Source organism: Allokutzneria albata, assembly GCF_900103775.1.
In the GTDB taxonomy this organism is placed as follows: Bacteria; Actinomycetota; Actinomycetes; order Mycobacteriales; family Pseudonocardiaceae; genus Allokutzneria; species Allokutzneria albata.
Genome location: NZ_LT629701.1, coordinates 6032802 through 6057175, shown reverse-complemented (window position 1 = coordinate 6057175; position 24374 = coordinate 6032802). Strand labels below are relative to the sequence as shown.

Sequence of the window (24374 nt, the reverse complement as noted above, 5' to 3'; positions counted from 1 at the left end):
CTCCATGACACAGCTGCTGAAAGTCCAGAACTTCGTCGTCTCGCGCGATGGCTTCGGCGCCGGTGAGAACCAGAGCCTGGAGCGGCCGTTCGGCCACGCCGACCCCGGCGAGATGTTCTCCTGGGCCGGCGCAACGGCGAGCTGGCCCAACCGCACCGACCCCGGTGGCAGCCGCGGCCTCGACGACTACCTCACCAGGGACTTCCACAACAACATCGGCGCCGAGATCATGGGCCGCAACAAGTTCAGCCCGCACCGCGGACCGTGGCGGGACGAGAGCTGGCGCGGCTGGTGGGGCGAGCGCCCCCCGTTCCGCACCCCCGTGTTCGTGCTGACCCACCACCCGCGGCCGTCGTTCACCCTCTCCGACACCACGTTCCACTTCGTCGAGGGCGAGCCGGCCGCGGTGCTGGAGCGGGCGAAGGCGGCGGCGCAGGGCAAGGACGTCCGGCTCGGCGGCGGCGCCACCACCATCCGGGAGTTCCTCGACGCGGACCTCGTCGACACGATGCACGTGGCGGTCTCGCCGGTCGAGCTGGGCTCCGGGGTACCGCTCTGGAAGTCTCCCGAGGAACTGCTGGACCGGTTCCACCTCGACGTCGTGCCCAGCTCCAGCGGCGTCACCCACCACCTGTTCTGGCGGAGGTGACGCGGACGATCTTGATCGATGTGGTCGGTGTGTGAGGGCGGTTACGGCACCGCCTCGTAGGATGCAGCGGAGACGGCGTTGCCCCGAGCCCGTAGAACGCCCACGAGGAGGACGTTTCAATGCCGATCGCAACCCCCGAGGTCTACGGCGAGATGCTGGACCGGGCCAAGGCGAACGAGTTCGCCTACCCCGCGATCAACGTGACCTCGTCGGAGACCCTGAACGCGGCACTGCGCGGTTTCGCCGAGGCGGAGAGCGACGGCATCGTGCAGATCTCCACGGGCGGTGCGGAGTTCCTGTCCGGCACCAAGGTCAAGGACATGGTCACCGGTGCCGTGGCGCTCGCCGAGTTCGCCCACGTTGTCGCCGAGAAGTACCCGGTCAACATCGCACTGCACACCGACCACTGCCCCAAGGACAAGCTGGACGGGTTCGTCCGCCCGCTGATCGCGGTCTCCGAGGAGCGGGTGGCCAAGGGCCTCAACCCGCTGTTCCAGTCGCACATGTGGGACGGCTCCGCGGTCCCGCTCGCCGAGAACCTGCAGATCGCCACCGAGCTGCTGGACCGCGCCTACAAGGCCAAGATCATCCTTGAGCTGGAGGTCGGCGTCGTCGGCGGCGAGGAGGACGGCGTCGACAACGAGATCAACGACAAGCTCTACACCTCCCCCGAGGACTACCTCAAGACCGTCGAGGCGCTCGGCGCCGGGGAGAACGGCCGCTACCTGCTGGCCGCCACCTTCGGCAACGTGCACGGCGTGTACAAGCCGGGCAACGTGAAGCTGCGCCCGGAGATCCTCAAGCAGGGCCAGGACGTCGTCGCGGAGAAGCTCGGCCTGCCCGCCGGGTCCAAGCCCTTCGACCTCGTCTTCCACGGCGGCTCCGGCTCGCTGCTGGAGGAGATCCACGAGGCGGTGTCCTACGGCGTCATCAAGATGAACATCGACACCGACACCCAGTACGCCTTCACCCGGCCGATCGCGGCGCACATGTTCACCAACTACGACGGTGTGCTCAAGATCGACGGCGAGGTCGGCAACAAGAAGACCTACGACCCGCGCAGCTACCTCAAGGCCGCCGAGCAGGGCATGGCCGCCCGCATCGCGCACGCCTGCGAGAACCTGAAGTCCGCGGGCCGCATGATCGCCGGCTGACCTCTCGCGCTCGACGACGGCCCGGTCCCCGCTCGGGGCCGGGCCGTCGCGCGTCAGGTGGCACGATGGGGCAATGAGCTTGCACGGCAACCTTCTCGGCCCCGACCCCACAACGCTGCCGGAGCTTCCGGTGCCCCAGGCCGCCCTCGACAGCGGCACCGACCCGGCGCAGGTCGCCCGCGAGCACCCGTACTTCAGCGCCGCGTGGGCCGCGCTCGCCGAGCGCGCGCTCGACTCGGGTGACGCGGTCGCCGCCTACGCCTACGCGCGCACCGGCTACCACCGCGGGCTGGACCAGCTCCGCCGCGCGGGCTGGAAGGGCTTCGGCCCGGTGCCGTGGGACCACGCGCCGAACCAGGGCTTCCTGCGCGCGCTGGCCGCGCTCGCCCGTGCCGCCGGGGAGATCGGCGAGACCGAGGAGTTCGACCGCTGCCGCCAGTTCCTCGCCGACAGCGACCCCAAGGCCCCGGCCGCGCTCGGTCTGGCCTGAGCCGGGTGGGCGGCGCCAACGACTACGTCTTCCAGACCCGGTGGGTGGTGCCCGGCAGCACGGTCGGCGAGGTCCGCGAGGTGCTCGGCGACCCCCGCGAGCTGCCGAGGTGGTGGCCCGCGGTCTACCGCGAGGTGGTGCTCGCCGAGCCCGGGGACGACAACGGCATCGGCGCCGCCTTCGACCTCCACACCAACGGCTGGCTGCCGTACGCGCTGCGCTGGCGGCTGACCGTCGCCTCGCACGGCGAGGACGGTTCGTCCTTCACCGGCCGCGGTGACCTGACCGGCCGCGGTGAGTGGCACTACGAGCAGCGCGGCTTGGACGTGCTCGTCGTCTTCGACTGGGTCGTGCGGGCGGACCGACCGCTGCTGAAGCACGGTTCACTGCTGTTCAAGCCCGCGCTGGCGGCCAACCACAACTGGGCGATGCGGATGGGCGAGCGCAGCCTGTTGCTGGAGCTGGACCGCCGTCGCGGCCGGCCCGTGCCCGCCCCGCCGACAGCACCGCGCTGGCGGTCGATCGGCGCCGGTGTGGCGCTTGTCCTCGGCATTGCTGTGGCTCTTTCGCGTTCGAGAAGACAGCATTAGCCCGTGCACCGGGTGTGGGCGGAACTGGAACGCAGGCTGAAGCGCTGGCAGCGCACGGCGGTCCCGATCGTGCAGTGCTCGCTGGCCGCGGGCATCGCCTGGCTGGTCGCGTTCTACGTCTTCGGCCACCCCCGGCCGTTCTTCGCACCGATCGCCGCGGTGATCTGCCTCGGGGTCTCCTTCGGGCAGCGGCTGCGCCGCGTCGGCGAGCTGGTGGTCGGCGTCAGCGTCGGCATCGGCGTCGGCGACCTGCTGATCTCGCTGATCGGCTCGGGACCGTGGCAGATCACGCTGGTCGTCGCGCTGGCCATGTCCGCGGCCGTGCTGCTGGACAGCGGCGCCGTGATCGCGTTGCAGGCCGGGTCCTCGGCCGTGCTGGTCGCCACGCTCCTGCCGCCGGGCGAGACCGGCGGGCTGGACCGCATGGTGGACGCGCTCATCGGCGGGGTCGTCGGCCTGCTCGTCGCGGGGCTGCTGCCCGCGAACCCCCTGACGGTGGCGCACCGCCAGGGCAAGGTGGTGCTCGAGGAACTGGAGCGGGCGCTGCGCGGAGTCGCCGCCGCCGTGCGCGGGCACGACGCCGCGAAGTGCGCCGATGTGCTCGCGAAGGCCAGGGAGAGCCACAAGGCCGTCGAGGACCTGCGGACCGGACTGGCGGCCGGGGCGGAGATCGCCAAGATCGCACCGATACGCTGGCGCCGCCGCGGCCATCTTGAACGGTACAAGACGGCCGCGACCGCTGTGGACTACGCGTTGCGCAACACCAGGGTGCTGGTGCGGCGGGCGCTCGCGGCACTGCGGGACGACGAGCCGATGCCCGCCGGTGTCGCGGACGTGCTCGACCGGCTCGCGGACGCGGTGCGCACGCTCCAGGCCGAGCTGGCCGAGGGGCGGGAACCGGTGAAGGCGAGGGAGGAGATCTACGTTGCGGCACGCGGCGCGACGCTGGCCCTCATCGGTGATGCCGGGTTCTCCTCGCGCGTCGTGCTCGCCCAGCTGCGCTCGATCGCGGTGGACCTGCTGCTGGCGACGGGGATCAAGCGCAACGACGCCATCGCGGCGCTGCCGCCGCTCGGCAGGCGCCCCCAGCCACCGTCCACTGTGGAGTGAATTGTCAGCCGGTCTCGATCGGCTCGCGGTGCAGGACGTTGCGGAGCACGGTGTGCACGCACTCGTGGTCCCGCTCGTCGTAGAGCTTGCAGTTGGCGCCGGTCACGGAGTACCACTCCAGCGCCCCGTCGTAACGGACCTCCGCGGTCAGCACGCCGTCGCCGTGACGAGTGCGCAGTTCCAGGTCTCCGGTGATCACCCCGACCTCGTCGGTCATGACCCCGCCGGGCAGCGCGGTGAACTTCGACGTCAGTTCGTTCATGCCGGATGTCCTTGTCGTTCCAGGGGGATGCGCGGACCGTACCGGGAGTGGTATCACGGCGCAGGACGGAACCGGCTTGGCCCGCGACGGGGGAGGTTGGTGTGACCAGGCACAACTGGCTTCCCGCGCGTCCCGGCCACGTCGTCGTGCTCACCGGGTTGCCCCGTTGGTGGATGTGGAACCCCGCTGCCGACCTCACCGCAGTACGCCGTTTGGCCCAGCGCAAGCGGATCCGGTCCGTGCTCGGCGTCTTCGGCGGGATCGGAGCGGCGTTCGGGTTGCCCGCGGCGACCGTGCTTCTGCTGCTGGGCATCAACTTCAACAACGTGCTCCTGGTCGCCCTGCTCCCCGGGCTCATCATCCTGGCGCTGGCGGGCGCCTACCTCGCCGTCGAGTCGATCCGCGTCCGCCTCTCCGGCGGCGCGCACGCCGAGGTCGAACAGCTCATGGTGCGCGTCGCCGACGAGGAGGACGTCGTCGCGTGGGCGCACTTCGAGGGCTACCCGGACGACAACAACCTCGCCAGGTCCCTGTGCGAGCCACTGACCAGCGTCCAGCGCAGCGGCATCGCCGAGCTGGACTTCGTCGATCCGGCGGGGCTGGTCGCGCTGGAGCGGCGGGTCTGGGACACGCTGGTCGAGCTGCGGGACCAGCTGGTGCTGCGCTCCGACCTGACCGAGGCGCGCGGCCGTCCCGCCTTCGCCGGGATCGCCGCGGAGATGCAGTACGAGGTGGAGCGGTTGAACGCCGTGGTGCACAACCTCTTCCGCGCCCTCGTCACCTTCGACATCGCGATCAGGCAGTTCGACACCGAGCGCGCGCGGGATGCCGAGGTGAAGCGAACCCTGTTCCAGGGCAACGAGATCGAGGCCCCGTCGCGGTTGCCGGAGCGACTGCTCGCGATGCAGGACGCGCTGCGCAGGGCCATCCTCAGCTGATCGTCCCAAGAGGACGCATCTGCGTCCTCTTGGGACAGACGGGCGGGATCAGCAGCGGCCGAGCATGTCGGACAGGGCGCCCTTCTCGGCTTGCGTGATCGTCAGGCCCCACTTGGACTTCGACCGGGTCCACATCTTCGCGTAGGTGCACCAGTAGCCCTGCACCGGCGGCTTCCACTTGTCGGGCGTCTGGTCGCCCTTCTGCTGGTTCACCGTGTCCTTCACCGCGATCAGCTGCGGGTTGACGAGGTCGTTGGCGAACTGCTTGCGCTTGTCCTTGGTCCACGCCTTCGCGCCGGACCGCCACGCTGCCGCGAGCGGCACGACGTGGTCGATGTCGATGTCCGACGCGGCGGAGTAGGTCTTGCCGTCGTACGGGCTGAACCAGCTACCGGAGACGGCCGCGCAGGAGGCATTGGTCTGCACGTTGGTGCCATCGCGCTTGAGCACCGTCTCCCGGGTGTTGCAGGTGCCGGAAACCGTTCCCCAGTGCGGGAACTCTTCCCTGGAGTAGCCGGTCATCGGGCCCTCCGGCGCCACGCGCAGCGCGGCGAGCTCGGACTTCGCGGTGCCGGTGTCGGGGATGCCGGGCGGGGTGGCGGACGCCGATCCGGTCACGCCGATCGAAACGGCACCGGCCAGCAGGGTCGCGGGTAGCAGGGTCTTGAGCACACGGGTGGTGGCGGACACTCGGGCCTCCGGGGGGTGCGTTGGCCTGATTGCAGGGGCAACAAGACCATCACCCAGCGGAGTGAGCGCAGCAACACTTTCCGGTGACATCAGTACGAATAGGTAACCAACTTCCTCCGAAAGTCGGGAAAGAGCAACGATTCAGTCGAGACCTCGAACAAGCCGTAGATCTTCGGTGTGGCGGTACCAGATCCACTTGTCGAGCTGGCGATCGTGGGGCACGCCGTCCTTCCGGACCAGCGTCGGCAGGCAGCCGATCTGCACCGCCCGGCCCGTCGTGACGGCCCTGCGGGTGCCCAGCAGCCCGCGCCGGGCGACGGTCACCTCCAGCCCGAGCGCGGGGTGCGGGGTGACCTCGAAACTGCTCGCCTGGCCGCGCAGCACCTGGGTGTCGTCGCAGTAGGCCACGCCGCGGACCGGGCTGATCCGGCCGCGGCCGACCAGCACTCCACCGACGTCGTCGCGCACCAGCGGGACCTTGTCCACCTCGCCGCGCAGGGCGCGGCGCAACGCGGCCGCGGGATCGGTCGGCAGCCCCCACAGTTCCGCCACAGCGGAAGCCCGGTCGGAGGTGACGTAACCGACAGCGACCTCCTGGAGCCGTTCGGTGCGCAGCAGCCGCAGGGCCACCGCGGCCAGGTCGGCGTCGGTGCCGCAGACCACCAAACGCCGGTCGCCCAGGGTTTCCAGCAGCGGATCGACCTCCGCCTTGCCCGGTCGTGCGCCGATGCGGTGCGTCTCGACCCCCTCACCCTCGGTGATCTCCGCGTTTCCGCAGCACAGCGCTAGTGCGTCCACAGTCGACTCCTGGTCTACCCTCAACTACCGGCATCCGCCCTCGTCGCTCAGCCGGACCTCTTTGGAGTATTCACATGCCTGCCATCGTCCTGATCGGCGCCCAGTGGGGCGACGAAGGCAAGGGCAAGGCCACCGACCTGCTCGGGGAGCAGGTGCAGTGGGTCGTTCGCTACCAGGGCGGCAACAACGCCGGCCACACCGTGGTTCTTCCCGACGGGCAGGACTTCGCCCTGCACCTGATCCCCTCGGGCATCCTGACCCCGGGCGTCACCAACGTGATCGGCAACGGCGTCGTCGTCGACCCGGGTGTGCTGCTGGAGGAGCTGTCCGGTCTGGAGGAGCGCGGGGTGGACACCTCCCGCCTGCTGCTCTCCGCCGACGCGCACCTGATCATGCCGTACCACGTGGCCATCGATAAGGTCACCGAGCGCTACCTCGGCAAGGCCAAGATCGGCACCACCGGCCGCGGCATCGGCCCGTGCTACCAGGACAAGATCGCCCGTGTCGGCGTCCGGGTGCAGGACCTGCTGGACGAGAAGATCCTCCGGCAGAAGGTCGAGGCCGCGCTGGAGTTCAAGAACCAGGTGCTGGTCAAGGTCTACAACCGCCGCGCGCTGGACGCGAACCAGGTCGTGGACACCGTGCTGGAGCACGCCGCCAGGTTCTCGCACCGCATCGCCGACACCCGCCTGCTGCTCAACCAGGCGTTGGAGCGCGGCGAGACCGTGCTGCTGGAGGGCTCGCAGGGCACCCTGCTCGACGTCGACCACGGCACCTACCCGTTCGTCACCTCCTCCAACCCGACCTCCGGCGGCGCCGCGGTCGGCTCCGGCATCGGCCCGAACCGGATCACCACGGTGATCGGCATCCTCAAGGCCTACACCACCCGCGTCGGCTCCGGTCCGTTCCCGACCGAGCTGCACGACCAGTGGGGCGAGCTGCTGCGCAAGAAGGGCGGGGAGGTCGGCGTGACCACCGGCCGCGCCCGCCGCACCGGCTGGTTCGACGCCGTGATCGCCCGCTACGCCGCGCGCGTCAACGGCATCACCGACTACTTCCTGACCAAGCTGGACGTGCTCTCCGGCCTGGACCGGGTGCCCGTGTGCGTCGGCTACGACGTGGACGGTGTCCGCCACGACGACATGCCGATGACGCAGACCGACGTGCACCACGCCAAGCCGGTCTACGAGGAGCTGCCGGGCTGGTGGGAGGACATCAGCCACTGCCGCACCTTCGAGGAGCTGCCCGCCAACGCGCAGGCGTACGTGCTGCGCCTGGAGGAGCTGTCCGGTGCGCGGATGTCCGCGATCGGCGTGGGCCCGGGAAGGGACCAGACGATCGTCCGCCACCCGATGGCGTAGCCAGGGTTTCGCGCCAAGGGGCACTCCGTCGCGCGCGGGGTGCCCCTTGGTCCGTTTGCCCCAACGTCGCCCTGCAATCAAACCCCGCTGGCCCTGTCCGGGCACGCTCGGTGACCGCACAATCGTTGTGGGCCGCGAAACACGAGTCGCACGAAGCGTCGACCGGGGGGTTCGATGTCTGCGAGGAAATCGGGGCGGCCGGAGCGCCCCATCAGCGATCCGGAGTCACCTGCGGGCAGATTGGCCGCGCAGCTCAGGAAACTCCGCAGCAGCAAGGGGAACCCCACCTACCGCGATATGGCCGACCGGGTCTACTTCTCCGCGGGGACCCTCTCGGCGGCGGCGCGGGGCGACCACTTCCCGACCCGCGCGGTGGTGATGGCCTTCGCCGAGGCGTGCGGCGCCGACCCCGCGGAGTGGGCGAGGCGGTGGTACGAGGCGCAGAAACCGCCCCGGCCACCCGCTCCCCCACCCCGCTGGCCACCATCGGCATCGCCCCCGTGGCCGGGCTAGGTCGCTAGCGGTTCAGGAACTCCGCACGTGCGGCCACGGCGGTGTCGGGGTTGTCGGAGAACAGCCCGTCGACGCCCTGCTTGAAGAACAGCGAGTACTCGTCGAACGCGCGGCCGTACTGCGCCGGATCGGTGGAGCTGCGGAAGTCCGCGGGCAGGAAGCTGTTCTCGTTGCGGAAGGTGAACGGGTGCACCTTCAGCTTCACCGCGTGCGCGTCCTTGACCAGGGTGGTCGGCTGCGTGAGGAAGCCCTTGGCATCGCGCGGGATGATGCGGTCCTTGGCCGGGCCGATGCCCGCGGCGTAGCTCGCGATCTCCTTCAGACCGGCGGGCTTGACCAGGTCGTCGTAGGTGCGCGGGTCACCGGAGGCGACGAAGTCGGCGGGCGCGCCGGAGGAGTCGATCAGCTGGATCAGCGGCACCCGCAGCTCCCGCTTGAGCGCCTTGAGGTTGCCGACCTCGAAGGACTGCACGAAGACCTTGGCGCGCGGGGTGTTCAGCCCGTTGCGGGTGAGCGTGCGGACCAGCGCGGGCTCCAGCGGCAGCTTGATCGAGCTGAAGTACGTGGGGTGCTTGGTCTCCGGGTACACGCCGATCTCGCGGCGCAGCTCGCGGGAGAGCCGGGCGCGCAGGTCGAGCACCTCCTGGAACGTCGGCACCTGGTAGCGGCCGTCGTAGAGGGTGTTGCGCGGCCGGATCTGCGGGATGCGCTCCTTGGCCCGCAACGTCTTGAGCTCGGCCAGCGTCAGGTCCTCGGTGAACCAGCCGGTGAGCGAGGCGCCGTCGATGACCTTGGTGCGCTTGCGGTCGGCGAACTCCGGGCGGGTGGCGATGTCGGTGGTGCCACCGATCTCGTTCTCGTGCCGCGCGACCAGCACGCCGTCCTTGGTGGAGACGAGGTCCGGCTCGATGTAGTCGGCGCCCATCCGCGCGGCCAGCTCGTAGGCGGCCAGCGTGTGCTCGGGGCGGTAGCCGGAGGCACCGCGGTGGCCGAGCACGAGGGGACCGGCGTCGCGGTGCGCGGCGAGTTCCTGGGTGGCGTCCGGTGCGGCGTCGGGCGCGGCCGATGCGGGTACCCCGACGACGCCGAGCACGGCGACTGCGGAGACGGCGAGTCCGGCGATCCGGGACGTCCGCGAGCGGCGAGACATCGTGGGAGACCTCCCCTGTAGTGGGCTTCTCGGTGCCCGTCGAGCCAAACGCGCTGCGGCGTCGGTGGTGCCACCGTAGGGCTACGAGCTGGCAACAACGCGGTAAACGTGCCGTGGAGTATTGCCATCCGCCACGCAGGATGGTCCCCTCTGTGAGCCGCACCACGCTGGAGGTGGCCGTTGGCCGGTCCGACGGTCGATGAGCTGGTTGCCGACTACGACGAGGAACGCCCCGCGCGCCGTCTCACCGGGCGTTGGGAGTTCGGTGTCGGTCTCGCCGCGTTCGCCGTCGCGCTACTCGTGCTCAAACAGGTGTTCTTCCCGTTCAGCAAGGGCGGGCAGTACTACCTGATCTTTTTTCTGGCGCTGGTGCTGCCCCTGGTCTTCCTCGTCTACCGTCCAGGGTTGTCCCGCTCGCAACGGCGCGAGCGGGACAATCCGCCGGTCTACGACTGGGTGCTCGCCGCGCTGGCGTTGCTGGTCGGGCTCTACCCGGTGCTCGGCGGCTTCGACGCCTTCCTCGACCGTCAGGGCTCTCTGTCCACAATGGACATCCTGTGCGGGGCCGTGCTGCTGGTGCTCATCCTGGAGGCGTGCAGGCGCACCACCGGGCTCGTGCTGCCCCTGGTGTGCGTCGCCTTCCTGGCGTACGCCTACTACGGCGGATTCATGCCGCCCGAATGGACGATCGCGCACGCGGGCATCGACTTCAGCCAGATCATCAACGCGCTCTACAACGACGCCAGCGGTTTCTACGGCACCCCGTTGGACGTCGCGGCCACCTACATCGTGCTGTTCACCATCTACGGCGCGATGCTGGAGGCCTCCGGCGCGGGCAAGTTCTTCGTGGACATCAGCTTCGCCACGTTCCGGAAGTCGGCGACGGCGCCCGGCCGCACCACCGCGCTCTCCGGTTTCCTGCTCGGCACCGTCTCCGGTTCGGGCACGGCGACCACGGTCAGCCTGGGCGCGGTGACCTGGCCGATCCTCCAGCGCGCGGGCTACCCGAAGGAACAGGCGGGCGGACTGCTCGCCGCCTCGGGCATCGGCGCGATCCTGTCCCCGCCGACCCTGGGCGCCGCAGCGTTCATCATCGCCGAGTACCTGCAGGTCTCCTACTTCGCAGTGCTGCTGTGGGCGTTGCTGCCGACGGTGCTCTACTACCTCGGGATCGTGCTCGCGGTGCAGGCCGACGCCAAGCGCTTCGGCGCCCGCGAGATCGACATCGACACCCCGAGCCCCTGGCAGGTGCTCAAGCGCGGTGGCTACCACTTCGCCTCGCTGGCGATCATCGTGGTGTTCCTGGCCCTGGACATCCCGCCGTTCGCGGCCGTGGTCTACGCGACCGGCCTGGCCGCGGTGTTCGCTCTGGGAAGCAAGCTCCTCGCCGGCGGGTCCATTGTGGACTGGCTGCGCGAGGTCGCCGTCGCGCTCTCCCGCGGTGTGCGCGGCGCGCTGCCGGTCGTCGCGGTCTGCGCCGCCGCGGGCGTGATCACGTCGACGATCACCAAGACCGGGCTCGGCCAGGTGCTGTCCTCGGCGCTGGTCGACCTCGCGGGCGCGCTGTCCACCGATCCCACCGTGGTGCTGCTGCTGACCGTGCTGTTCTCGGCCGTCGCGGTCGGGGTGCTCGGTCTCGCGGTACCGGTGACCGCCTCGTTCATCATCGCGTGGGTGGTGCTCGGCCCGGCCATGGCGACGCTCGGCGTCGACGCGCCGGAGCGCGCGATGTTCCTGTTCTACTACGCGGTTCTGTCCGAGGTGACCCCGCCGACCGCGCTCGCGGCGGTCGCGGCCGCGGCGATCACCGGTGGCGCGGTGATGCGCACGATGTGGCAGACGTGGAAGTACACGCTGCCCGCATTCCTCGTGCCGATCGCCTTCGTGCTGACCGACAACGGTGCGGCTCTGTTGCTGCAGCGGCCTTTCCTGGACACCGTGTGGGTGTTCGCCGTGTCCGCGTTGGGTGTCGCCGCGTTGTCGGTGACGACCGGTGGGTGGCTGCTCGGCCCGGCCAGGTGGCCGGAACGCCTGCTGTGCGCGCTCGCCGCGCTGATGCTGCTCTACCTCCAGCCGGTCGTGGTCGTCATCGGGCTCGCGGTCCTCGCCGCGGCCGTGGTGGTGCACCTGGTCACCCGGCGTCGAAGCAAGGGAGTTGAGATCGATGCGTAGAACCCTGGCGGCGCTCGTCGCGGTGGCGTTGGTGGCGACGGGATGTGGCGGCAAACGCGTCGACAACAACGCGGGTGGTGGCGCGAACGGCGGTAGCTGCGAGGCGGGCGAGGGCAGGCTGACCATCGCCACCGGCAACGCGGGCGGCGTGTACTACGTGGTCGGCGGCGGCCTCGCGCAGGTGATCAGCAACAACACCAAGCTCCGCGCGGCATCGGCCGAGACCGGCGCCTCCGTGCAGAACGTGCAGCAGCTCGTCGCCGGTGACTACGACATCGCCTTCTCCCTCGCCGACACGGCAGCGGACGCGGTGGCGGGCAAGGACTCCTTCGCGGGCAAACCGCAGAAGATCCGTGCGCTGTCCCGGATCTACCCGAACTACACGCAGGTCGTGGTGCGCGCCGACTCCGGCATCAACTCGGTCGCGGACATGCGTGGCAAGCGGATCTCCACCGGCTCGCCGAAGTCCGGCACCGAGCTGATCGCCAACCGGCTGCTCCAGGCGGCGGGGCTCGACCCGGCCAAGGACGTCCAGGCGCAGCGGCTGGACCTGAACAAGACCATCGACGGGATGAAGGACGGCACGCTCGACGGGCTGGTGTGGTCCGGCGGCCTGCCGACCGCGCAGCTGACCGACCTGACCACGTCGATGCGCGAGCGGGTGCGGTTCCTGGACATCACGCCGCTGCTGGAGCCGCTGAAGAAGATCAACCCGGTGTACGACGCGGGCAGCATCCCCGCGGCCACCTACAAGCTGGCCAAGGACGTGCCCACGATCGTGGTGCCGAACCTGTTGCTGGTGCGGGAGGACTTCCCCGCCGCCAACGCCTGCGCGATCACCAAGCTGATCTTCGACAAGCGCGCCGACCTGGAGAAGGTGCACCCGGCGGCCAGGGACATCCTCCGCGAGAAGGCCGCCGCGACCGACCCGGTGCAGCTGCACCCCGGTGCCAGGAAGGCGCTTGAGCAGAAGTAGTCCTCAGCGCACCCGGAACAGCCAGAACTCGGTGCCGACCCGGCGCCGCACGGACGAACCGTCACCGCGGACCACCCAGCCGAACCCGTCATCGGTGGCCGCGATCAACAGCAGCTCGTTCGTTCCGGCGTTGGCGGGCGAGCCGTCCGCGGTCCGCCGCAGTTCGGAGCCGACGTAGACGAACGCGCCGACGAAGCCGCTCGGGCTGCTGCCGTCGTCCGGCGGCCACCGCCAGGGGAATGATCCTGGCGAACGGTTCGTCCGGCCCCACGCGATGGCCCGGAACGGCGCCTTGCCCCCGGCCTGCTTCGTGCCGGCCAGGATCAGGGTGCCTGTCAGGGGGTCGTAGTCCATCTCGTCCGCGTCGGTGCCACCGCTCGCGAGCAGCTGCGCGCCGGTGCGGAGGTCCAGCAGGACGACGTCGGAGGCGCGAGTGCTCGACGCGTTGGGCCAGCTCAGGAACTGGCCGTTGTTGACGACCACCGCGTTGTCCGCGACGCCGAGCGCCGAGATCGCCCGCCTTCCCGGGTTCGGCTTGCGCTCCCACAGCAGCTGGCCGCTGGTCGAGCGCGCCTGGATCGCGCTGTTGTCGTAGGCCTGCATGATCACCACGTCGCGGGCGATCGTCCTGAGCCGGAGCAGGCTCTCCACCGGATCGGGCCCGAACCGCTCCGGCGGCGCGGTGAACTCCCACTGCCGGTTCCCCGACAGGGTGCGGACCTCGAACGACTTCGGACCGTGTCCGTCCTCCTGCGCCACCCGCACCGCGGTGCCGTTCCAGAACTGCTCGTCGTGCGTCGAGCGCCAGACCAGCTTGCCCTGCTCGTCGAAGACGGCCGTGCCCTGCGCCTCCTGCGCCCCTGTCGCCGGAGCGTCCTTCCACGTCGCCACGAGCGCACGACGTCCCGCGGTGAGTTCCTGGTGCTTGAAGGACACCTCGACCTTGGATTGGGTGACGGTGCTCCGCGTGGCCGGTTCGCCGCTGGAGCCGTGCAGGAAGCGGACGTGGGTGCCGTTCGCGTCGGTCTCGGCGACCGCGAAGAGCTTGCCGATCGCGCTGACCCGGTAGTCGTCCTCCGGCATGGTCCCGCCGAGGACGTGCGGGCCGTCGGCGAACGCGGGGATCACCGGCGGCACCGGGGTCGGCGTGGTCAGCCGGGACGCCGGAGCGGCGGCGGGGGGTTCGTCCTGGCAGCCGGTGATGCTGAGCGCAAGCAGGCAGGTGAGCAGTAGGGCGCGACCGCGCACGGTGAGGTCCTCCAGGCGGAACGAGTGATCGGGATGCCCAACCCTCGCGCCCTACAAGGCTTTCTCACCAGGCCGAACACCACCTGTTAATCAACTCCGCCGCGTGGGTCGCGGCCGACCAGGGCGATGAGGCGGGTCTGCGGGTCGGCGTCGTCGGGCACCCTGACCGGTGCGGCGAAGATGCCGGAGCCCTGCCACTTCGACACCTCGGGCCGCATCACCGCGTAGACCGCCTCGGCCAACTCCGCGTCGAGCGTGTCGTCATCGCCGATCGCCCTCGCCAGGTCCCACGCGTGCACGGTGAGGTCCATGGTCATCTGCCAGCCGTAGTCCGTCGCGGGGATCGTGCCGAAGCTGACCTCGACCTCGTCGTCCAGCGCGTCCGGGCGCTCGAAGGCGTCACGGGCCTTCCGCGCGGCGCGCTGCCAGGTGCCGACCGGGTCGTCGCCGAGCTGGTCTCCGTCGAAGCGGTTGCCGACCTCTTCGACCGTCGCACCGCGCAGCAGCAGAGGAGCCCACAACTGCTCTGAAACAAGGTGGTTGACCAGGTCGCGCACCGTCCACTCGGTGCAGGGCGTCGGCAACTGCCACTGATCGGAGCGCACCAGGTGAACTCGCCGGTCGAACTCCTCCATCGCGCGGTCGTGCGCCTCCAGCAGCTCCATGGAGCTACCCCATCAGCGGGTGCCGGGCGGCGCCACTCGACGCGCCAGTGGTTTCGCATAGACCACCGAACAGACACCTCGCCGACGCACGACCCGTTCGGCGGCGGCCAGTACGAACCGGTCCCGCCGCGACAGCGACGCTGACCGCAGCACTTGGCACAGCCCGAGGCCTCGTGGCCGTGCACCGACGTGGTAGGTCATCACGTGCTGCCGAACGACCACCTCGACCGCCCTCCGCACGACCGCGACCACACCGACCGGCAGCGCCCGCTCCGAACTGTCTACTGTGGACAGTTTGGCGACCTGTCCCAGCCACGGGACGCGTTCGACGAACTCAGGTCGTGATGGCACCCGTCAAGTGTGGGCCACGCGCGGAGCGGACGGAGAACTCCCAGTCGGCCCCGCGTCGTGCCGAGCGGAACTCCACCGAAGACGGCAGCAGTACCGGGAGCTTGAAGCGGACGTCCACCGTGAACGCGTCCGGTAACCGGCCCGAGAACGCCGCGAGGCAGTGCGCCTTGGTCCACATGCCGTGCGCGATCGCCCGGGGGAAACCGAAGAGCCGTGCGGTGATCCGCCTGAGGTGGATGGGGTTGCGGTCCCCTGACACCGCCGCGTACCGCCGCCCGATGTCACTGGGAACCCGCCACAACGCCGAGGGCGGCGACAGCGCCTCCAACTCAGCCGGAGCGGAGCCCTGGGAGGACGACGTCCGCCGCAGGTAGGTGCTCACGCCTTCCCAGACGACCTCATCCCCCACCGCGGCCTCGGCGTGCACGTCGAACTGCCGTCCGCGTTCGTGGTCCCGCAAGGAGTCCGCCCACACGCGCAGTCGCAGGCCCTCCCCCACCGACACCGGACGGTGCTGGGTGATCCGATTGCCGACGTGCACGAGACCGGGAAGCCGGAACGGGAAGCCGCGATCTGTCATCAACCGCACTGCCAAGGGAAAAGCCAGGATGTGCGGGTAGGTCGCGGGCAGCACGTCGCCGGTGCCGAAGCCGCACACCTCGCTGTACGCGGCCAGCGCCGCGCGATCGACCGCCACCTCCGGTCGCACGTACTCCACACCCGGCAGCTCCGAGCCGCGCGCACCGAAGCTCAGCGCGGCCTTCGGGTACAGCAGCCCCAGGCTGGGCGTGCTGTGCAGCTCGCGAACCGTCCTGACCGCGTTCATCACGCCCCCAGCAGGCTCTGACCGCACACCCGCACCACATTGCCGTTGACCCCGGCCGAGCCGGGATTGGCGTACCAGGCAATGGTTTCGGCGACGTCGACGGGAAGGCCGCCCTGCGCGAGGCTGCTCAGCCTGCGCCCCATCTCCCTGGTGAACAAGGGGATCGACGCGGTCATCTTCGTCTCGATGAAGCCCGGGGCGACGGCGTTGATCGTGCCCCCGGTGCGGGCCAGCACCGGCGCGAGCGCCTGCACCATGCCGATCACCCCGGCCTTGGAGGTGGCGTAGTTCGTCTGCCCGAAGTTGCCCGCGATCCCGGCGATCGAGGACACGCCGATGATCCGGCCGCCCTGGCGGAGCACACCGTCCAGCAGTGCGTCGTTGATCCGCTCCTGCGCGGACAGGTTCACCGCGATCACGGAGTCCCACTGCTGCTCGTCCATCTTGCCGAGCGTCTTGTCCCGCAGGATGCCCGCGTTGTGCACCACGATGTCCACACCGCCGTGCCGCTGCGCCAGGTGTTCGGCGAGCCGCGCGGGCGCGTCCAGCGCGGTGATGTCCAGCTGGAGCGTGCTGCCGCCGATCCGGTTCGCGACCTCGGCCAGCTCATCGCCCTGCGCCGGGACATCAAGGCACACAACGGAAGCGCCGTCCCGCGCGAGCAGTTCCGCGATCGCGGCGCCGATTCCCCTCGACGCGCCGGTGACCACCGCGGTCTTCCCGGCCAGCGGCCGTTCCCAGTCCTCCGGCTCCGCGACCTCGGCGACGCCGACGCGCACGACCTGTCCGGAGACGAACGCGGAACGGTCGGAGACGAAGAAGCGCAGCGTGCTGGCGATCCCCTCATCGGCGCCCGGTGACACGTAGACGAGCTGGACCGTCGCGCCGCGCTTGACCTCCTTGCCGAGCGACCGGGTGAAACCCTGTAGGGCATATTGAGCCGTAGCTGCTTTGCTGTTGCTCGACCCTGCAAGCAGGTCTTCGGCGGCATCGGAGCAGTCCTCCGGCGGAGTCCCCAGGACGATCACCCGTCCGCACGGGCCGAGCCGGCGGATCATCGGCTGGAAGAACCGGTGCAGGTCCTGCAGTTTGGCGCTGTCGGTGATCCCGGTGGCGTCGAAGACGATCGCGGCGAAGCGCCCCTCGTCGTCGGCCGGGGTGGTGACGACCTCGGCGCCGGCCCCGGTCAGAATGGCCGTGGCGATCTTGGCGAGCCTGCCGTCCTCCGCGCTGCCGACAAGCACCTGACCTGCTACAACGGGGTCACCAGGGCGGTGTCTGCGCAGCGGCGCCGGGCTGGGCAGACCGAGCTTGCGCACGAGCGTCCGCCCGAGCGGAGAGGTGCTGAACCGCTGGTACCGATCCGCCATGGAAGACTCCCTACTCATCAGTAAGACTACTCGTCGGTAGGTTATGCTCGAAAGGGTATCCCCGTAACCGCTGGAGGGGCACATGGCCGAGACCACACGCCGCGTCGCGATCATCGGGGGGAACCGGATCCCGTTCGCGAGATCCAACGGGCCCTACGCATCGGCATCGAACCAGGACATGCTCACCGCCGCACTGGACGGTCTGGTCGGGCGGTTCGGGCTGCAGGGCGAGCGCCTCGGCGAGGTGGTCGCGGGCGCCGTGCTCAAGCACAGCCGCGATTTCAACCTGACCAGGGAGAGCGTGCTCGGCAGCAGGCTCTCCCCGCAGACCCCGGCCTACGACGTCCAGCAGGCGTGCGGCACCGGCCTCGAAGCCGTGATCCTGGTGGCCAACAAGATCGCGCTCGGGCAGATCGACGCCGGGATCGCGGGCGGGGTGGACACCACCAGCGACGCGCCCATCGGGGTGAACGAGGACCTGCGCAGGCTGCTGCTGAAGTTCAACTCCGCCAAGGGGCTCGGCGCCCGGCTGAAGCTGCTGCCGAAACTGCGGCCGAGCCACGTCGTCCCGGACGTCCCGCGCAACGGCGAACCGCGCACCGGCCTGTCCATGGGCGAGCACGCGGCGATCACCGCCAGGGAGTGGGAGATCGAGCGGCAGGAGCAGGACGAACTGGCCGCGGCCAGCCACCGCAAGCTCGCCGTCGCCTACGAGTGCGGCTTCTTCGACGACCTGCTGACGCCGTTCCTCGGCCTGACCAGGGACCAGAACCTCCGTCCCGACTCCACTGTGGACAAACTCGCCAAGCTGAAGCCGGTGTTCGGCACCAAGTCCAAGGAGTTCGGCGACTCCGCGACGATGACGGCCGGGAACTCCACTCCGCTCTCCGACGGCGCCGCCACGGTGCTGCTGGCCGGCGAGGAGTGGGCCGAGCGGCGCAGGCTGCCCGTGCTCGCTTACTTCACCCACTGCGAGACGGCCGCGGTGGACTTCGTGCACGGCGGCGAAGGTCTGCTGATGGCGCCCACCTACGCGGTGCCCAGGATGCTCGCCCGGGCCGGGCTCGAACTGGGCGACTTCGACTTCTACGAGATCCACGAGGCGTTCGCCTCGCAGGTCCTGGCCACCCTCAAGGCGTGGGAGGACCCGGGCTACTGCAAGGAGAAGCTCGGTCTCGACGCCCCGCTCGGCTCGATCGACCGGGCCAAGCTCAACGTCAACGGCTCCTCGCTGGCCGCAGGCCACCCCTTCGCCGCCACCGGCGGGCGGATCGTGGCCACCCTGGCGAAACTGCTGGCGGAGAAGGGGTCCGGCCGCGGCCTGATCTCGATCTGCGCCGCGGGCGGCCAGGGCGTCACGGCGATCCTGGAGCGCTGATCACTCCAGCAGCACCCAGGTGGTGGTGCAGCGGACGGAGACCGTCACCGGCTGCGGTTCCAGCTTCAGCTCACGCGTGTCCGGCGCGTAGGACGTCGCGGTCGCCGCGTAGGCCATCCGCTCGACGGAGCCACCGTAGGACTCGTCCCCGTCGGTGATCCGCAGCAACGGGCCGAGCCGCACGCCCAGCGCCGCCGCGTAGCCCTGCGCCCGGCGCCGCGCGTCCTCGACCGCGTGGTGCTGGGCCTCGGCGACGGCCTCGGACCGGTCCGACAGCTCCCAGTCCGGCCCGTTGAGCCACGCGGGCTCCGCCGCGATCAGCGCCCCGAGCAGTTCGTCGAGCTGCTCCCGGTCGGTGACCCGCACCGAGTAGTACTGCTCCGCCCCGGAGCCGACCCGATGCCCGTTCTCCCAGTTGGTGTGCACCGAAAGCCGTCGTGAGCGGACCTCGACGCCCTCGCGGTCCAGCAACGGCTCGACCCGCGAGATCCGCGATGTCAGCTCGTTCACCGCGGCGGTGCGGTCGTGTCCGTTCGCGCTGTAGGAGACCCACAGCTGCGCGCGGTCGGCGATGCGTTCGACTTCCCCGGTCCCTTTGGTCACTACTTCAGCCACCCCACCCACACTCCCCGTCGACGGCCGTATCCGCAACGAGGGGACCTTGAGGGTTTGGCCGCAACTGTGCGAGAAATCGCGTGCGGGCCACCGGGAGTTCGCCCGCGCGTCCTCCACTGCATGAGCGAAGACCTGCGGATCCGGGCTGCCGATCTCGCTGACCTCGACGACCTCTCGGAGATCCACACCAGGGCCCGCGCCTCCTACTACCGCGGTCACGTCGACGAGCGGGTGCTGGTCGACCCCGACCAGGCCGCGCGGCGCCGGGACGTGATCGAGGGGTTCCTCTACTCGCCGGACCAGGCGCTGCTGTGCGCCGAGCTGGACGGCAGGCTGGTCGGCTTCACCGCGGCGGGCCCGAGCCACGACCCGGACGCCGATCCGGCCCGGGTCGGCGAGCTGTACTCGCTGTACGTGGCCCCGCCGAGCTGGCGGAGGGGTGTCGGCGGCGAGCTGCTGCGCGCGGCGGTGAGCAGGCTCCGGGTCTCCTTCGGCTACCTCACGCTGTGGGTCTGGGAGCGCAACGCCAGGGCGCGCTCCTTCTTCGCCGCGCGTGGCTGGTGGCTGGACGAGATGGCGCGGCGGGCGGACTGCCCGAGCTTCGTGCGCTACCAGCGGCACCTCTGACGCTTCTCGTTTGACTGGCAAACATCCGGTCGTAACCTGGAACACGCCGTTACTTGTCCGGCCGGTGAGGCACCTCACCGGACAAATAGGCGCTAACCCGCGAAGTCTGGTGCATACTTGTCTTGTCACACCGACACCGGAACCTCCAAGGGGATGCGAACTCAGATGAACCTCGTCGCGAAGATGCGTGCTCGTCGTGCCGACAACCGGACTCGCCGTGCCGTGAACCGCGCGATCGACGGCGCGGCCACCCCGGCTCTGCGTCACGAGCTCATGGTCATTGCCCAGCAGCAGGTGACTACCCTCCGCTGAGGCCGGGGACGGCGGACGTTCGCCGGCGACCTCGACCGCCGGCTCGAGCGGCCCTCCCGCCGTCTTGCCCAACGGAGTTACCAGCGCCCCTGAGCGGCCTCCCGCCGCCCAGGGGCGCTTTCACGTGGTGGATCCGTCGTCGTCACGCGGCCGACCCAGTTGCCAAACGTGACCTACGTCACATCCTCGGCAGGGTGTAACAAGGGCGGGTGACTTCGCGATGACCACTATGACCCCGCGATGCTGTCGGACCCCCGACCTGGCAGCACCGCGGGGTTTCCCATATCCGGCACGATGTCGGGTGTGAAGCGGGACGAGTTCTGGAAAGTCGTCGGCCTCGCCCTGATCGCGGCCGTCGCCCTCGGCGCCCTGCTGGCCGTCGTGATCACGGTGATCTCCGAGCTGATCCTGCTGGCGGGGAACCTCGCCCCCAGGGGTTAGGCCAGCGCCCGGTCGTCCTCACCGAAGTCGGTGTCGGCCCCGGCAGGCGGGTTCTCCAGGTGCCAGCGCACCGAGCGCTCGATGCCGAACTCCACCGGCGCGGGTCGCCAGCCGAGCAGATCGCGGGCCTTCGAGCTGTCGAAGAGCAGGTGCTGCACGTGCGCCTTCGTGAACGCCAGGTCGGCGGGGAGCAGTTCGCCGGGCACCTCGACCAGTTCCGCCTCGTGGTCGGCCGCGGCCAGGATCTGCCTGATCCACGTGCCGAAGTCGTGCGTGTGCGGCTCGCCGACGTTGAAGATCTCGCCCCGCGCGCGGTCGTTCCCCAGTGCGGCGAGCACGGCACCGGCGACCTCGCCGACGTAGCAGCGGGTCCACAACCAGTTGCCCGGCCCGACCGGGATCCGCGTGCGCCCCGCCCGGACCCGTCGCAGGACGAACTCCTCCCGGCGCTGCGGATCGTGCTCGCCGTAGATCACCGCCAGCCGGAGCACCGTCCCGCCCCGTTCCAGGTAGGCCGGTTCGACGTCGAGCTTGTCGTAGTCGTCGAGTCCCAGGCCCTGTCCCCGGTAGGGAAAGCGGCCGACGCGCAGTGCGCTGTCCTCGCGCAGTGGCGTCGGCTCACCGTTCGCGCCCGCCTTGAGCAGTTCGAACGCGCGGTAGACGTCCATGCTGGACAGCACCACGAGCTGCGCCTCCGGCAGGTGTGGCAGCACCGCGTCCACGTCGGCCTGGCTCAGCGCGATGGTGTCGATCACCGCGTCCGGCCGGAAGGCGCGCACGTCCGCCGCGACCGTGCCGAAGTCCGCGCGGTCGACGTGCAGGTGCTCGCAGGCGACCCAGTCCTGCGGCTCGGTCCGCCCGCGGTGCACGACGAGCACGTCGTCACCGCGCGCGACCAGCTCCTCCACGATGCGCCTGCCGATGAACTCGGTCCCGCCGAGTACGACCACTCGCATGTCCTCATCGGAACACGGTCGCACCGATCCTGCTATCGGATGGACGGCGCCGACTAACGTTTCGTTTCGTGTGCGGCACCGAACAGGGTGTCAAGGTGCCGCATCGCCATCGCCAACGCTTCCTCGGCGGTGTGCAGGCCGAGGTGGCAGTAGCTGGTCAGCCCGTCGACCACGCTCATGATGATCATGCCTTCCCGCCGCGGGTCCCGGTCGGCCGGGATCTCGTCGCGGTCCTGCGCCTCCCGCAGCTGCTGCTCGAAGAAGTCCAGCAGCTTGCGCGAGCCCTCGCGCGCGTGCGAGAGCAGCCGTTCGTTGTCCAGCGCCTCGACGTAGAAGCTGATGCTCATCCGGCTGCCCTGCCGCTTGCGGTCGTCCAGCGGCAGCATCTCCGCGACGCACATCCGCAGGATCGCCTCGGGCGTCCGCTCGTCCAGCGCCAGAACCCTGGCGGTGACCCGCTCGGTGGTTCGCTTGCTGATGAAGTCCATGGCGAACACGAGCATGTCGTCGCGGGTGGCGAAGTAGTGCTGGAGCTGTCCCAGCGACATCCCCGCCTCGCGCGCGGTGTCCCGCAGGCTCACCCGGTCCAGGCCCCGCTCCCCGGCCAGCTTCCAGAGCGCGCTGACGATCGCCGCGCGCCGCTCCTCGTGGTCCACCTGCTTGGGCACGGAGGCAGCCTATACCAATACGTTTGACTTATTACAGCTGACTTAATACGGTCGACTTGAAAAGAGGAGGGGGAGCCGCCTTGAACCTGAGACCACCCGTGAACCGGGTCGACCCGCGTGCCCGCCGGTGGTGGAGCGCCCAGGCCTGGGTGTCGCTCGCGGGGCCGATGCTGCTGGTCGCGGTCGCGATGTTCGTGTTGTCGTCGCTGTTCTTCCCAGCGGCGCTGGTGTGGCTCGGGCCGCTGCTCGTCCTGGTGCTCGTCGTCCCGGCGCTGCTGTACGCGCTGGTCATGCCGTCGTGGCGGTACCGGGTGCACGCGTGGGAGCTGGGTTCGAAGGCCGTTTACGCCGCGTCCGGATGGTTCTGGCAGAAGCACCGCGTCACGCCGCTGTCCCGGGTGCAGACCGTCGACACCACGCAGGGGCCGATCCAGCGCTCGTTCGGTCTGGCCACGGTCGTGGTGACGACGGCATCCACCCACGGCGACGTGAAGATTGCCGGGCTGGCCGCGGCCGATGCCGACGAGCTGGCCCGTCGTATCGGTGAAGCCGCCGAGGTGGTTCCCGGTGATGCCACGTGAGCTGGCAGCGACTGGATCGCCGCACCATCGCGGTGCACTGCGCATGGCTCGCCGCGCCGCTCGCGTCGTTCGTGCTGACGCTGCTCGCGACCGGTGGCGACGTGGGCCTCCGCGGTTGGCTCACCCTGGCCGGGATCACGTCGGCGTTCCTGGTGATCACCATCTACGGCGTGCTCCGGCTGACCACCACGCGGTACCGGATCTCCGCGTCCACCTTCGAGCTGCACACCGGAGTTCTGCACCGCCGTCGCCGATCGATCGCCTTGGAACGCGTCCGCAACGTCGACCTCACGGCGAGCCCGGTGCATCGCGTTCTTGGTCTGGTCGTGCTCCGCGCGGGTACCGCGGCGTCGGACGGCGGGACGGAGCTGGTGCTCGACGCACTGCCCCGGGCAACCGCGCACCGGCTCCGCGAAGAGCTTCTGGCTCGGGCCGACCGCACGCACGCCGATGATCCGGTCATCGCCACGATGAACTGGAGGTGGCTGCGCTACGCGCCCTTGACGTTCTGGGTCTTCGGCGGCGTGCTCATCGTGGCGGGCGCGGCCACGCGGGCGCTGAACGGCCTGGACATCAAGTGGTGGGAGATCGGGATCGTCCGGGACGCGTTCGCCGCCTTCGGGCACAGCGCCCTGTGGATCACGATCCCGTTGCTGGTGCTGGGACTCACGTTGCTCGGAGTGATCGGCGCGATCGTCGTCCACGTGGAGACGTGGTGGGCTTACCGTCTGGAGTGGACGGACGCGCAGACCCTGCAGGTGCGGCGCGGGTTGCTCACCACTCGCCTCGTGTCGATCGAGCGCCGCAGGCTGCGTGGCTCGCGGCTTCGCGAACCGCTCCTGCTGCGTGCGGGCGGCGGCGCCCTGGTGGACGCGATCGCGGGCGGGCTCGGCAACGAGGAAGAGAACCGCCGACGCAGTTCGGTGCTGCCCCCGTCACCACGGGCGGAAGCCGCGCGGGTCGCGCGCGAGATCCTGGGGCTACCCCAGCAGGCTGACCCCTTGCTGCGCCGCCATCCCAGGGCCGCGCTGCGACGTCGCATCGTGCGTGGCTTCGTCTTCGTGACGCTGCCCATCACCTTTGTGTTGCTGCTCTTGGGTTTCCTGTTGACCACCGTGCTCATCCACGTTGGGTGGGTCTTCGTCCTGGTGGCCGCACCGATCACCGTCTGGTTGGGACGAGACGCCTACCGCAATCTCGGACACGGGGTTTCCGGCGCGCACCTGGTGATTCGATCCGGCGTGTTCAGTCGGGACACCGTTCTGCTGGAACGCGAAGGCATCCTCTCCTGGTCCTTCAGCAGCAACCCCTTCTCGCGCCGCGCAGGGCTCGTCACCGCGACGGCGGCCGTTGCGGCCGGCGAGCAGGGCTACCGCATCAGGGACCTCGCCGAGGCCGACGCCGTGGACTTCGCCGAGACCGTGTCACCGCGTCTCCTCGTGGAGTTCCTTGCCCGGTCTTCGTGAGGATCCCTCGGATGGGT

28 protein-coding genes are annotated in these 24374 nt (G+C 70.0%); 16 read left to right on the top strand and 12 right to left on the bottom strand.

Annotated features, from left to right (window positions below; genetic code table 11):
• Positions 1–4: 4 nt before the first annotated feature.
• From BLT28_RS27505 to BLT28_RS27485, 5 genes are all read left to right on the top strand, one after another.
• Entirely contained in the window at positions 5–649 is a 645-nt protein-coding gene (locus tag BLT28_RS27505; RefSeq protein ID WP_030429921.1) for a dihydrofolate reductase family protein, read from the top strand.
• 119 nt (positions 650–768) lie between these two features.
• A complete protein-coding gene (fbaA, locus tag BLT28_RS27500; protein ID WP_030429922.1) occupies positions 769–1803 on the top strand; it encodes a class II fructose-bisphosphate aldolase in 1035 nt (344 codons plus the stop codon).
• Between the two features lie 73 nt (positions 1804–1876).
• Positions 1877–2293, top strand: coding sequence for a DUF3151 domain-containing protein (locus BLT28_RS27495; RefSeq protein ID WP_030429923.1), 417 nt, complete (start codon positions 1877–1879; stop codon positions 2291–2293).
• Between the two features lie 5 nt (positions 2294–2298).
• Positions 2299–2883: an SRPBCC family protein gene (locus tag BLT28_RS27490; protein ID WP_063766582.1), complete on the top strand. Its 585-nt coding sequence runs from the start codon at positions 2299–2301 to the stop codon at positions 2881–2883.
• A 3-nt stretch (positions 2884–2886) separates the two neighbouring features.
• A complete protein-coding gene (locus BLT28_RS27485) occupies positions 2887–3993 on the top strand; it encodes an FUSC family protein (RefSeq protein ID WP_231950457.1) in 1107 nt (368 codons plus the stop codon).
• Positions 3994–3997: 4 nt separating this feature from the next.
• On the opposite strand, the gene BLT28_RS27480 is transcribed toward BLT28_RS27485, so the two are convergent.
• Complete coding sequence (locus BLT28_RS27480; RefSeq protein ID WP_030429926.1) at positions 3998–4255, bottom strand: hypothetical protein; 258 nt, start codon at positions 4253–4255, stop codon at positions 3998–4000.
• A 101-nt stretch (positions 4256–4356) separates the two neighbouring features.
• On the opposite strand from BLT28_RS27480, the gene BLT28_RS27475 reads away from it, so the two are divergent.
• Positions 4357–5193, top strand: a complete 837-nt coding sequence (locus tag BLT28_RS27475; RefSeq protein WP_030429927.1) for a hypothetical protein — start codon at positions 4357–4359, stop codon at positions 5191–5193.
• 48 nt (positions 5194–5241) lie between these two features.
• Here the strand turns inward: BLT28_RS27475 and BLT28_RS27470 are convergent, their stop codons facing one another.
• Both BLT28_RS27470 and BLT28_RS27465 read right to left on the bottom strand, forming a co-directional pair.
• Positions 5242–5853, bottom strand: a complete 612-nt coding sequence (locus tag BLT28_RS27470; protein ID WP_030429928.1) for an HNH endonuclease family protein — start codon at positions 5851–5853, stop codon at positions 5242–5244.
• 171 nt (positions 5854–6024) lie between these two features.
• Positions 6025–6681: a hypothetical protein gene (locus BLT28_RS27465; protein ID WP_030429929.1), complete on the bottom strand. Its 657-nt coding sequence runs from the start codon at positions 6679–6681 to the stop codon at positions 6025–6027.
• Between the two features lie 74 nt (positions 6682–6755).
• On the opposite strand from BLT28_RS27465, the gene BLT28_RS27460 reads away from it, so the two are divergent.
• Positions 6756–8042, top strand: a complete 1287-nt coding sequence (locus BLT28_RS27460) for an adenylosuccinate synthase (protein WP_030429930.1) — start codon at positions 6756–6758, stop codon at positions 8040–8042.
• Between the two features lie 174 nt (positions 8043–8216).
• On the top strand, positions 8217–8555 hold the full coding sequence (locus BLT28_RS27455; protein ID WP_081900339.1) for a helix-turn-helix domain-containing protein: 339 nt from the start codon (positions 8217–8219) through the stop codon (positions 8553–8555).
• 4 nt (positions 8556–8559) lie between these two features.
• Here BLT28_RS27455 and BLT28_RS27450 read toward each other — a convergent pair whose 3' ends face one another.
• Positions 8560–9705 (bottom strand): glycerophosphodiester phosphodiesterase, encoded by a 1146-nt coding sequence (locus BLT28_RS27450; RefSeq protein ID WP_030429931.1) that lies wholly within the window; start codon positions 9703–9705, stop codon positions 8560–8562.
• Positions 9706–9885: 180 nt separating this feature from the next.
• On the opposite strand from BLT28_RS27450, the gene BLT28_RS27445 reads away from it, so the two are divergent.
• Entirely contained in the window at positions 9886–11877 is a 1992-nt protein-coding gene (locus BLT28_RS27445; RefSeq protein WP_030429932.1) for a TRAP transporter permease, read from the top strand.
• On the top strand, positions 11870–12853 hold the full coding sequence (locus BLT28_RS27440; RefSeq protein ID WP_030429933.1) for a TAXI family TRAP transporter solute-binding subunit: 984 nt from the start codon (positions 11870–11872) through the stop codon (positions 12851–12853). Before BLT28_RS27445 ends, BLT28_RS27440 begins: the two co-directional genes overlap by 8 nt.
• Before the next feature lie 3 nt (positions 12854–12856).
• Here BLT28_RS27440 and BLT28_RS27435 read toward each other — a convergent pair whose 3' ends face one another.
• The 5 genes from BLT28_RS27435 to BLT28_RS27420 form a co-directional block, all read right to left on the bottom strand.
• Positions 12857–14101, bottom strand: a complete 1245-nt coding sequence (locus tag BLT28_RS27435) for a hypothetical protein (RefSeq protein WP_030429934.1) — start codon at positions 14099–14101, stop codon at positions 12857–12859.
• An 86-nt stretch (positions 14102–14187) separates the two neighbouring features.
• The gene (locus BLT28_RS27430; protein WP_030429935.1) at positions 14188–14766 is read right to left on the bottom strand and encodes a TIGR03086 family metal-binding protein; all 579 of its coding nucleotides are present in this window, start codon (positions 14764–14766) and stop codon (positions 14188–14190) included.
• 12 nt (positions 14767–14778) lie between these two features.
• Complete coding sequence (locus tag BLT28_RS40495) at positions 14779–15117, bottom strand: hypothetical protein (protein ID WP_156050991.1); 339 nt, start codon at positions 15115–15117, stop codon at positions 14779–14781.
• The gene (locus tag BLT28_RS27425; RefSeq protein WP_030429936.1) at positions 15101–15943 is read right to left on the bottom strand and encodes a MaoC/PaaZ C-terminal domain-containing protein; all 843 of its coding nucleotides are present in this window, start codon (positions 15941–15943) and stop codon (positions 15101–15103) included. The genes BLT28_RS40495 and BLT28_RS27425 overlap by 17 nt, the downstream gene beginning before the upstream one ends.
• Complete coding sequence (locus BLT28_RS27420; protein ID WP_030429937.1) at positions 15943–17313, bottom strand: 3-oxoacyl-ACP reductase; 1371 nt, start codon at positions 17311–17313, stop codon at positions 15943–15945. The genes BLT28_RS27425 and BLT28_RS27420 overlap by 1 nt, the downstream gene beginning before the upstream one ends.
• Before the next feature lie 82 nt (positions 17314–17395).
• Between BLT28_RS27420 and BLT28_RS27415 the strand changes: the two genes are divergently transcribed.
• The gene (locus BLT28_RS27415; protein ID WP_030429938.1) at positions 17396–18691 is read left to right on the top strand and encodes an acetyl-CoA C-acetyltransferase; all 1296 of its coding nucleotides are present in this window, start codon (positions 17396–17398) and stop codon (positions 18689–18691) included.
• Here the strand turns inward: BLT28_RS27415 and BLT28_RS27410 are convergent, their stop codons facing one another.
• Entirely contained in the window at positions 18692–19294 is a 603-nt protein-coding gene (locus BLT28_RS27410) for an SIMPL domain-containing protein (protein WP_231950455.1), read from the bottom strand.
• Between the two features lie 132 nt (positions 19295–19426).
• On the opposite strand from BLT28_RS27410, the gene BLT28_RS27405 reads away from it, so the two are divergent.
• From BLT28_RS27405 to BLT28_RS40490, 3 genes are all read left to right on the top strand, one after another.
• Entirely contained in the window at positions 19427–19933 is a 507-nt protein-coding gene (locus BLT28_RS27405) for a GNAT family N-acetyltransferase (protein ID WP_052407376.1), read from the top strand.
• Between the two features lie 165 nt (positions 19934–20098).
• On the top strand, positions 20099–20245 hold the full coding sequence (locus BLT28_RS41060; RefSeq protein ID WP_162184846.1) for a hypothetical protein: 147 nt from the start codon (positions 20099–20101) through the stop codon (positions 20243–20245).
• A 303-nt stretch (positions 20246–20548) separates the two neighbouring features.
• Positions 20549–20686, top strand: a complete 138-nt coding sequence (locus tag BLT28_RS40490) for a hypothetical protein (RefSeq protein WP_156050994.1) — start codon at positions 20549–20551, stop codon at positions 20684–20686.
• On the opposite strand, the gene BLT28_RS27400 is transcribed toward BLT28_RS40490, so the two are convergent.
• Together BLT28_RS27400 and BLT28_RS27395 are read right to left on the bottom strand one after the other, a co-directional pair.
• Positions 20683–21642, bottom strand: coding sequence for an NAD-dependent epimerase/dehydratase family protein (locus BLT28_RS27400; RefSeq protein WP_156050996.1), 960 nt, complete (start codon positions 21640–21642; stop codon positions 20683–20685). The two genes, BLT28_RS40490 and BLT28_RS27400, sit on opposite strands and share 4 nt — an antisense overlap.
• Positions 21643–21695: 53 nt before the next feature.
• A complete protein-coding gene (locus tag BLT28_RS27395; RefSeq protein WP_030429942.1) occupies positions 21696–22310 on the bottom strand; it encodes a TetR/AcrR family transcriptional regulator in 615 nt (204 codons plus the stop codon).
• Positions 22311–22390: 80 nt separating this feature from the next.
• Between BLT28_RS27395 and BLT28_RS27390 the strand changes: the two genes are divergently transcribed.
• Together BLT28_RS27390 and BLT28_RS27385 are read left to right on the top strand one after the other, a co-directional pair.
• Positions 22391–22891, top strand: coding sequence for a PH domain-containing protein (locus BLT28_RS27390; protein ID WP_231950454.1), 501 nt, complete (start codon positions 22391–22393; stop codon positions 22889–22891).
• Positions 22888–24357 (top strand): PH domain-containing protein, encoded by a 1470-nt coding sequence (locus tag BLT28_RS27385; RefSeq protein ID WP_052407377.1) that lies wholly within the window; start codon positions 22888–22890, stop codon positions 24355–24357. Before BLT28_RS27390 ends, BLT28_RS27385 begins: the two co-directional genes overlap by 4 nt.
• The last annotated feature ends 17 nt before the right edge of the window (positions 24358–24374 follow it).

Bases quoted from the DNA above. Each gene is read 5' to 3' on its own strand.
- BLT28_RS27505 (WP_030429921.1), top strand. From the start codon at position 5: ATGACACAGCTGCTGAAAGTCCAGAACTTCGTCGTCTCGCGCGATGGC.
- fbaA (WP_030429922.1), top strand. From the start codon at position 769: ATGCCGATCGCAACCCCCGAGGTCTACGGCGAGATGCTGGACCGGGCC.
- BLT28_RS27495 (WP_030429923.1), top strand. From the start codon at position 1,877: ATGAGCTTGCACGGCAACCTTCTCGGCCCCGACCCCACAACGCTGCCG.
- BLT28_RS27480 (WP_030429926.1), bottom strand. From the start codon at position 4,255: ATGAACGAACTGACGTCGAAGTTCACCGCGCTGCCCGGCGGGGTCATG.
- BLT28_RS27460 (WP_030429930.1), top strand. From the start codon at position 6,756: ATGCCTGCCATCGTCCTGATCGGCGCCCAGTGGGGCGACGAAGGCAAG.
- BLT28_RS27455 (WP_081900339.1), top strand. From the start codon at position 8,217: ATGTCTGCGAGGAAATCGGGGCGGCCGGAGCGCCCCATCAGCGATCCG.
- BLT28_RS27450 (WP_030429931.1), bottom strand. From the start codon at position 9,705: ATGTCTCGCCGCTCGCGGACGTCCCGGATCGCCGGACTCGCCGTCTCC.
- BLT28_RS27440 (WP_030429933.1), top strand. From the start codon at position 11,870: ATGCGTAGAACCCTGGCGGCGCTCGTCGCGGTGGCGTTGGTGGCGACG.
- BLT28_RS27430 (WP_030429935.1), bottom strand. From the start codon at position 14,766: ATGGAGCTGCTGGAGGCGCACGACCGCGCGATGGAGGAGTTCGACCGG.
- BLT28_RS27425 (WP_030429936.1), bottom strand. From the start codon at position 15,943: ATGAACGCGGTCAGGACGGTTCGCGAGCTGCACAGCACGCCCAGCCTG.
- BLT28_RS27420 (WP_030429937.1), bottom strand. From the start codon at position 17,313: ATGGCGGATCGGTACCAGCGGTTCAGCACCTCTCCGCTCGGGCGGACG.
- BLT28_RS27415 (WP_030429938.1), top strand. From the start codon at position 17,396: ATGGCCGAGACCACACGCCGCGTCGCGATCATCGGGGGGAACCGGATC.
- BLT28_RS27405 (WP_052407376.1), top strand. From the start codon at position 19,427: ATGAGCGAAGACCTGCGGATCCGGGCTGCCGATCTCGCTGACCTCGAC.
- BLT28_RS41060 (WP_162184846.1), top strand. From the start codon at position 20,099: ATGAACCTCGTCGCGAAGATGCGTGCTCGTCGTGCCGACAACCGGACT.
- BLT28_RS27400 (WP_156050996.1), bottom strand. From the start codon at position 21,642: ATGCGAGTGGTCGTACTCGGCGGGACCGAGTTCATCGGCAGGCGCATC.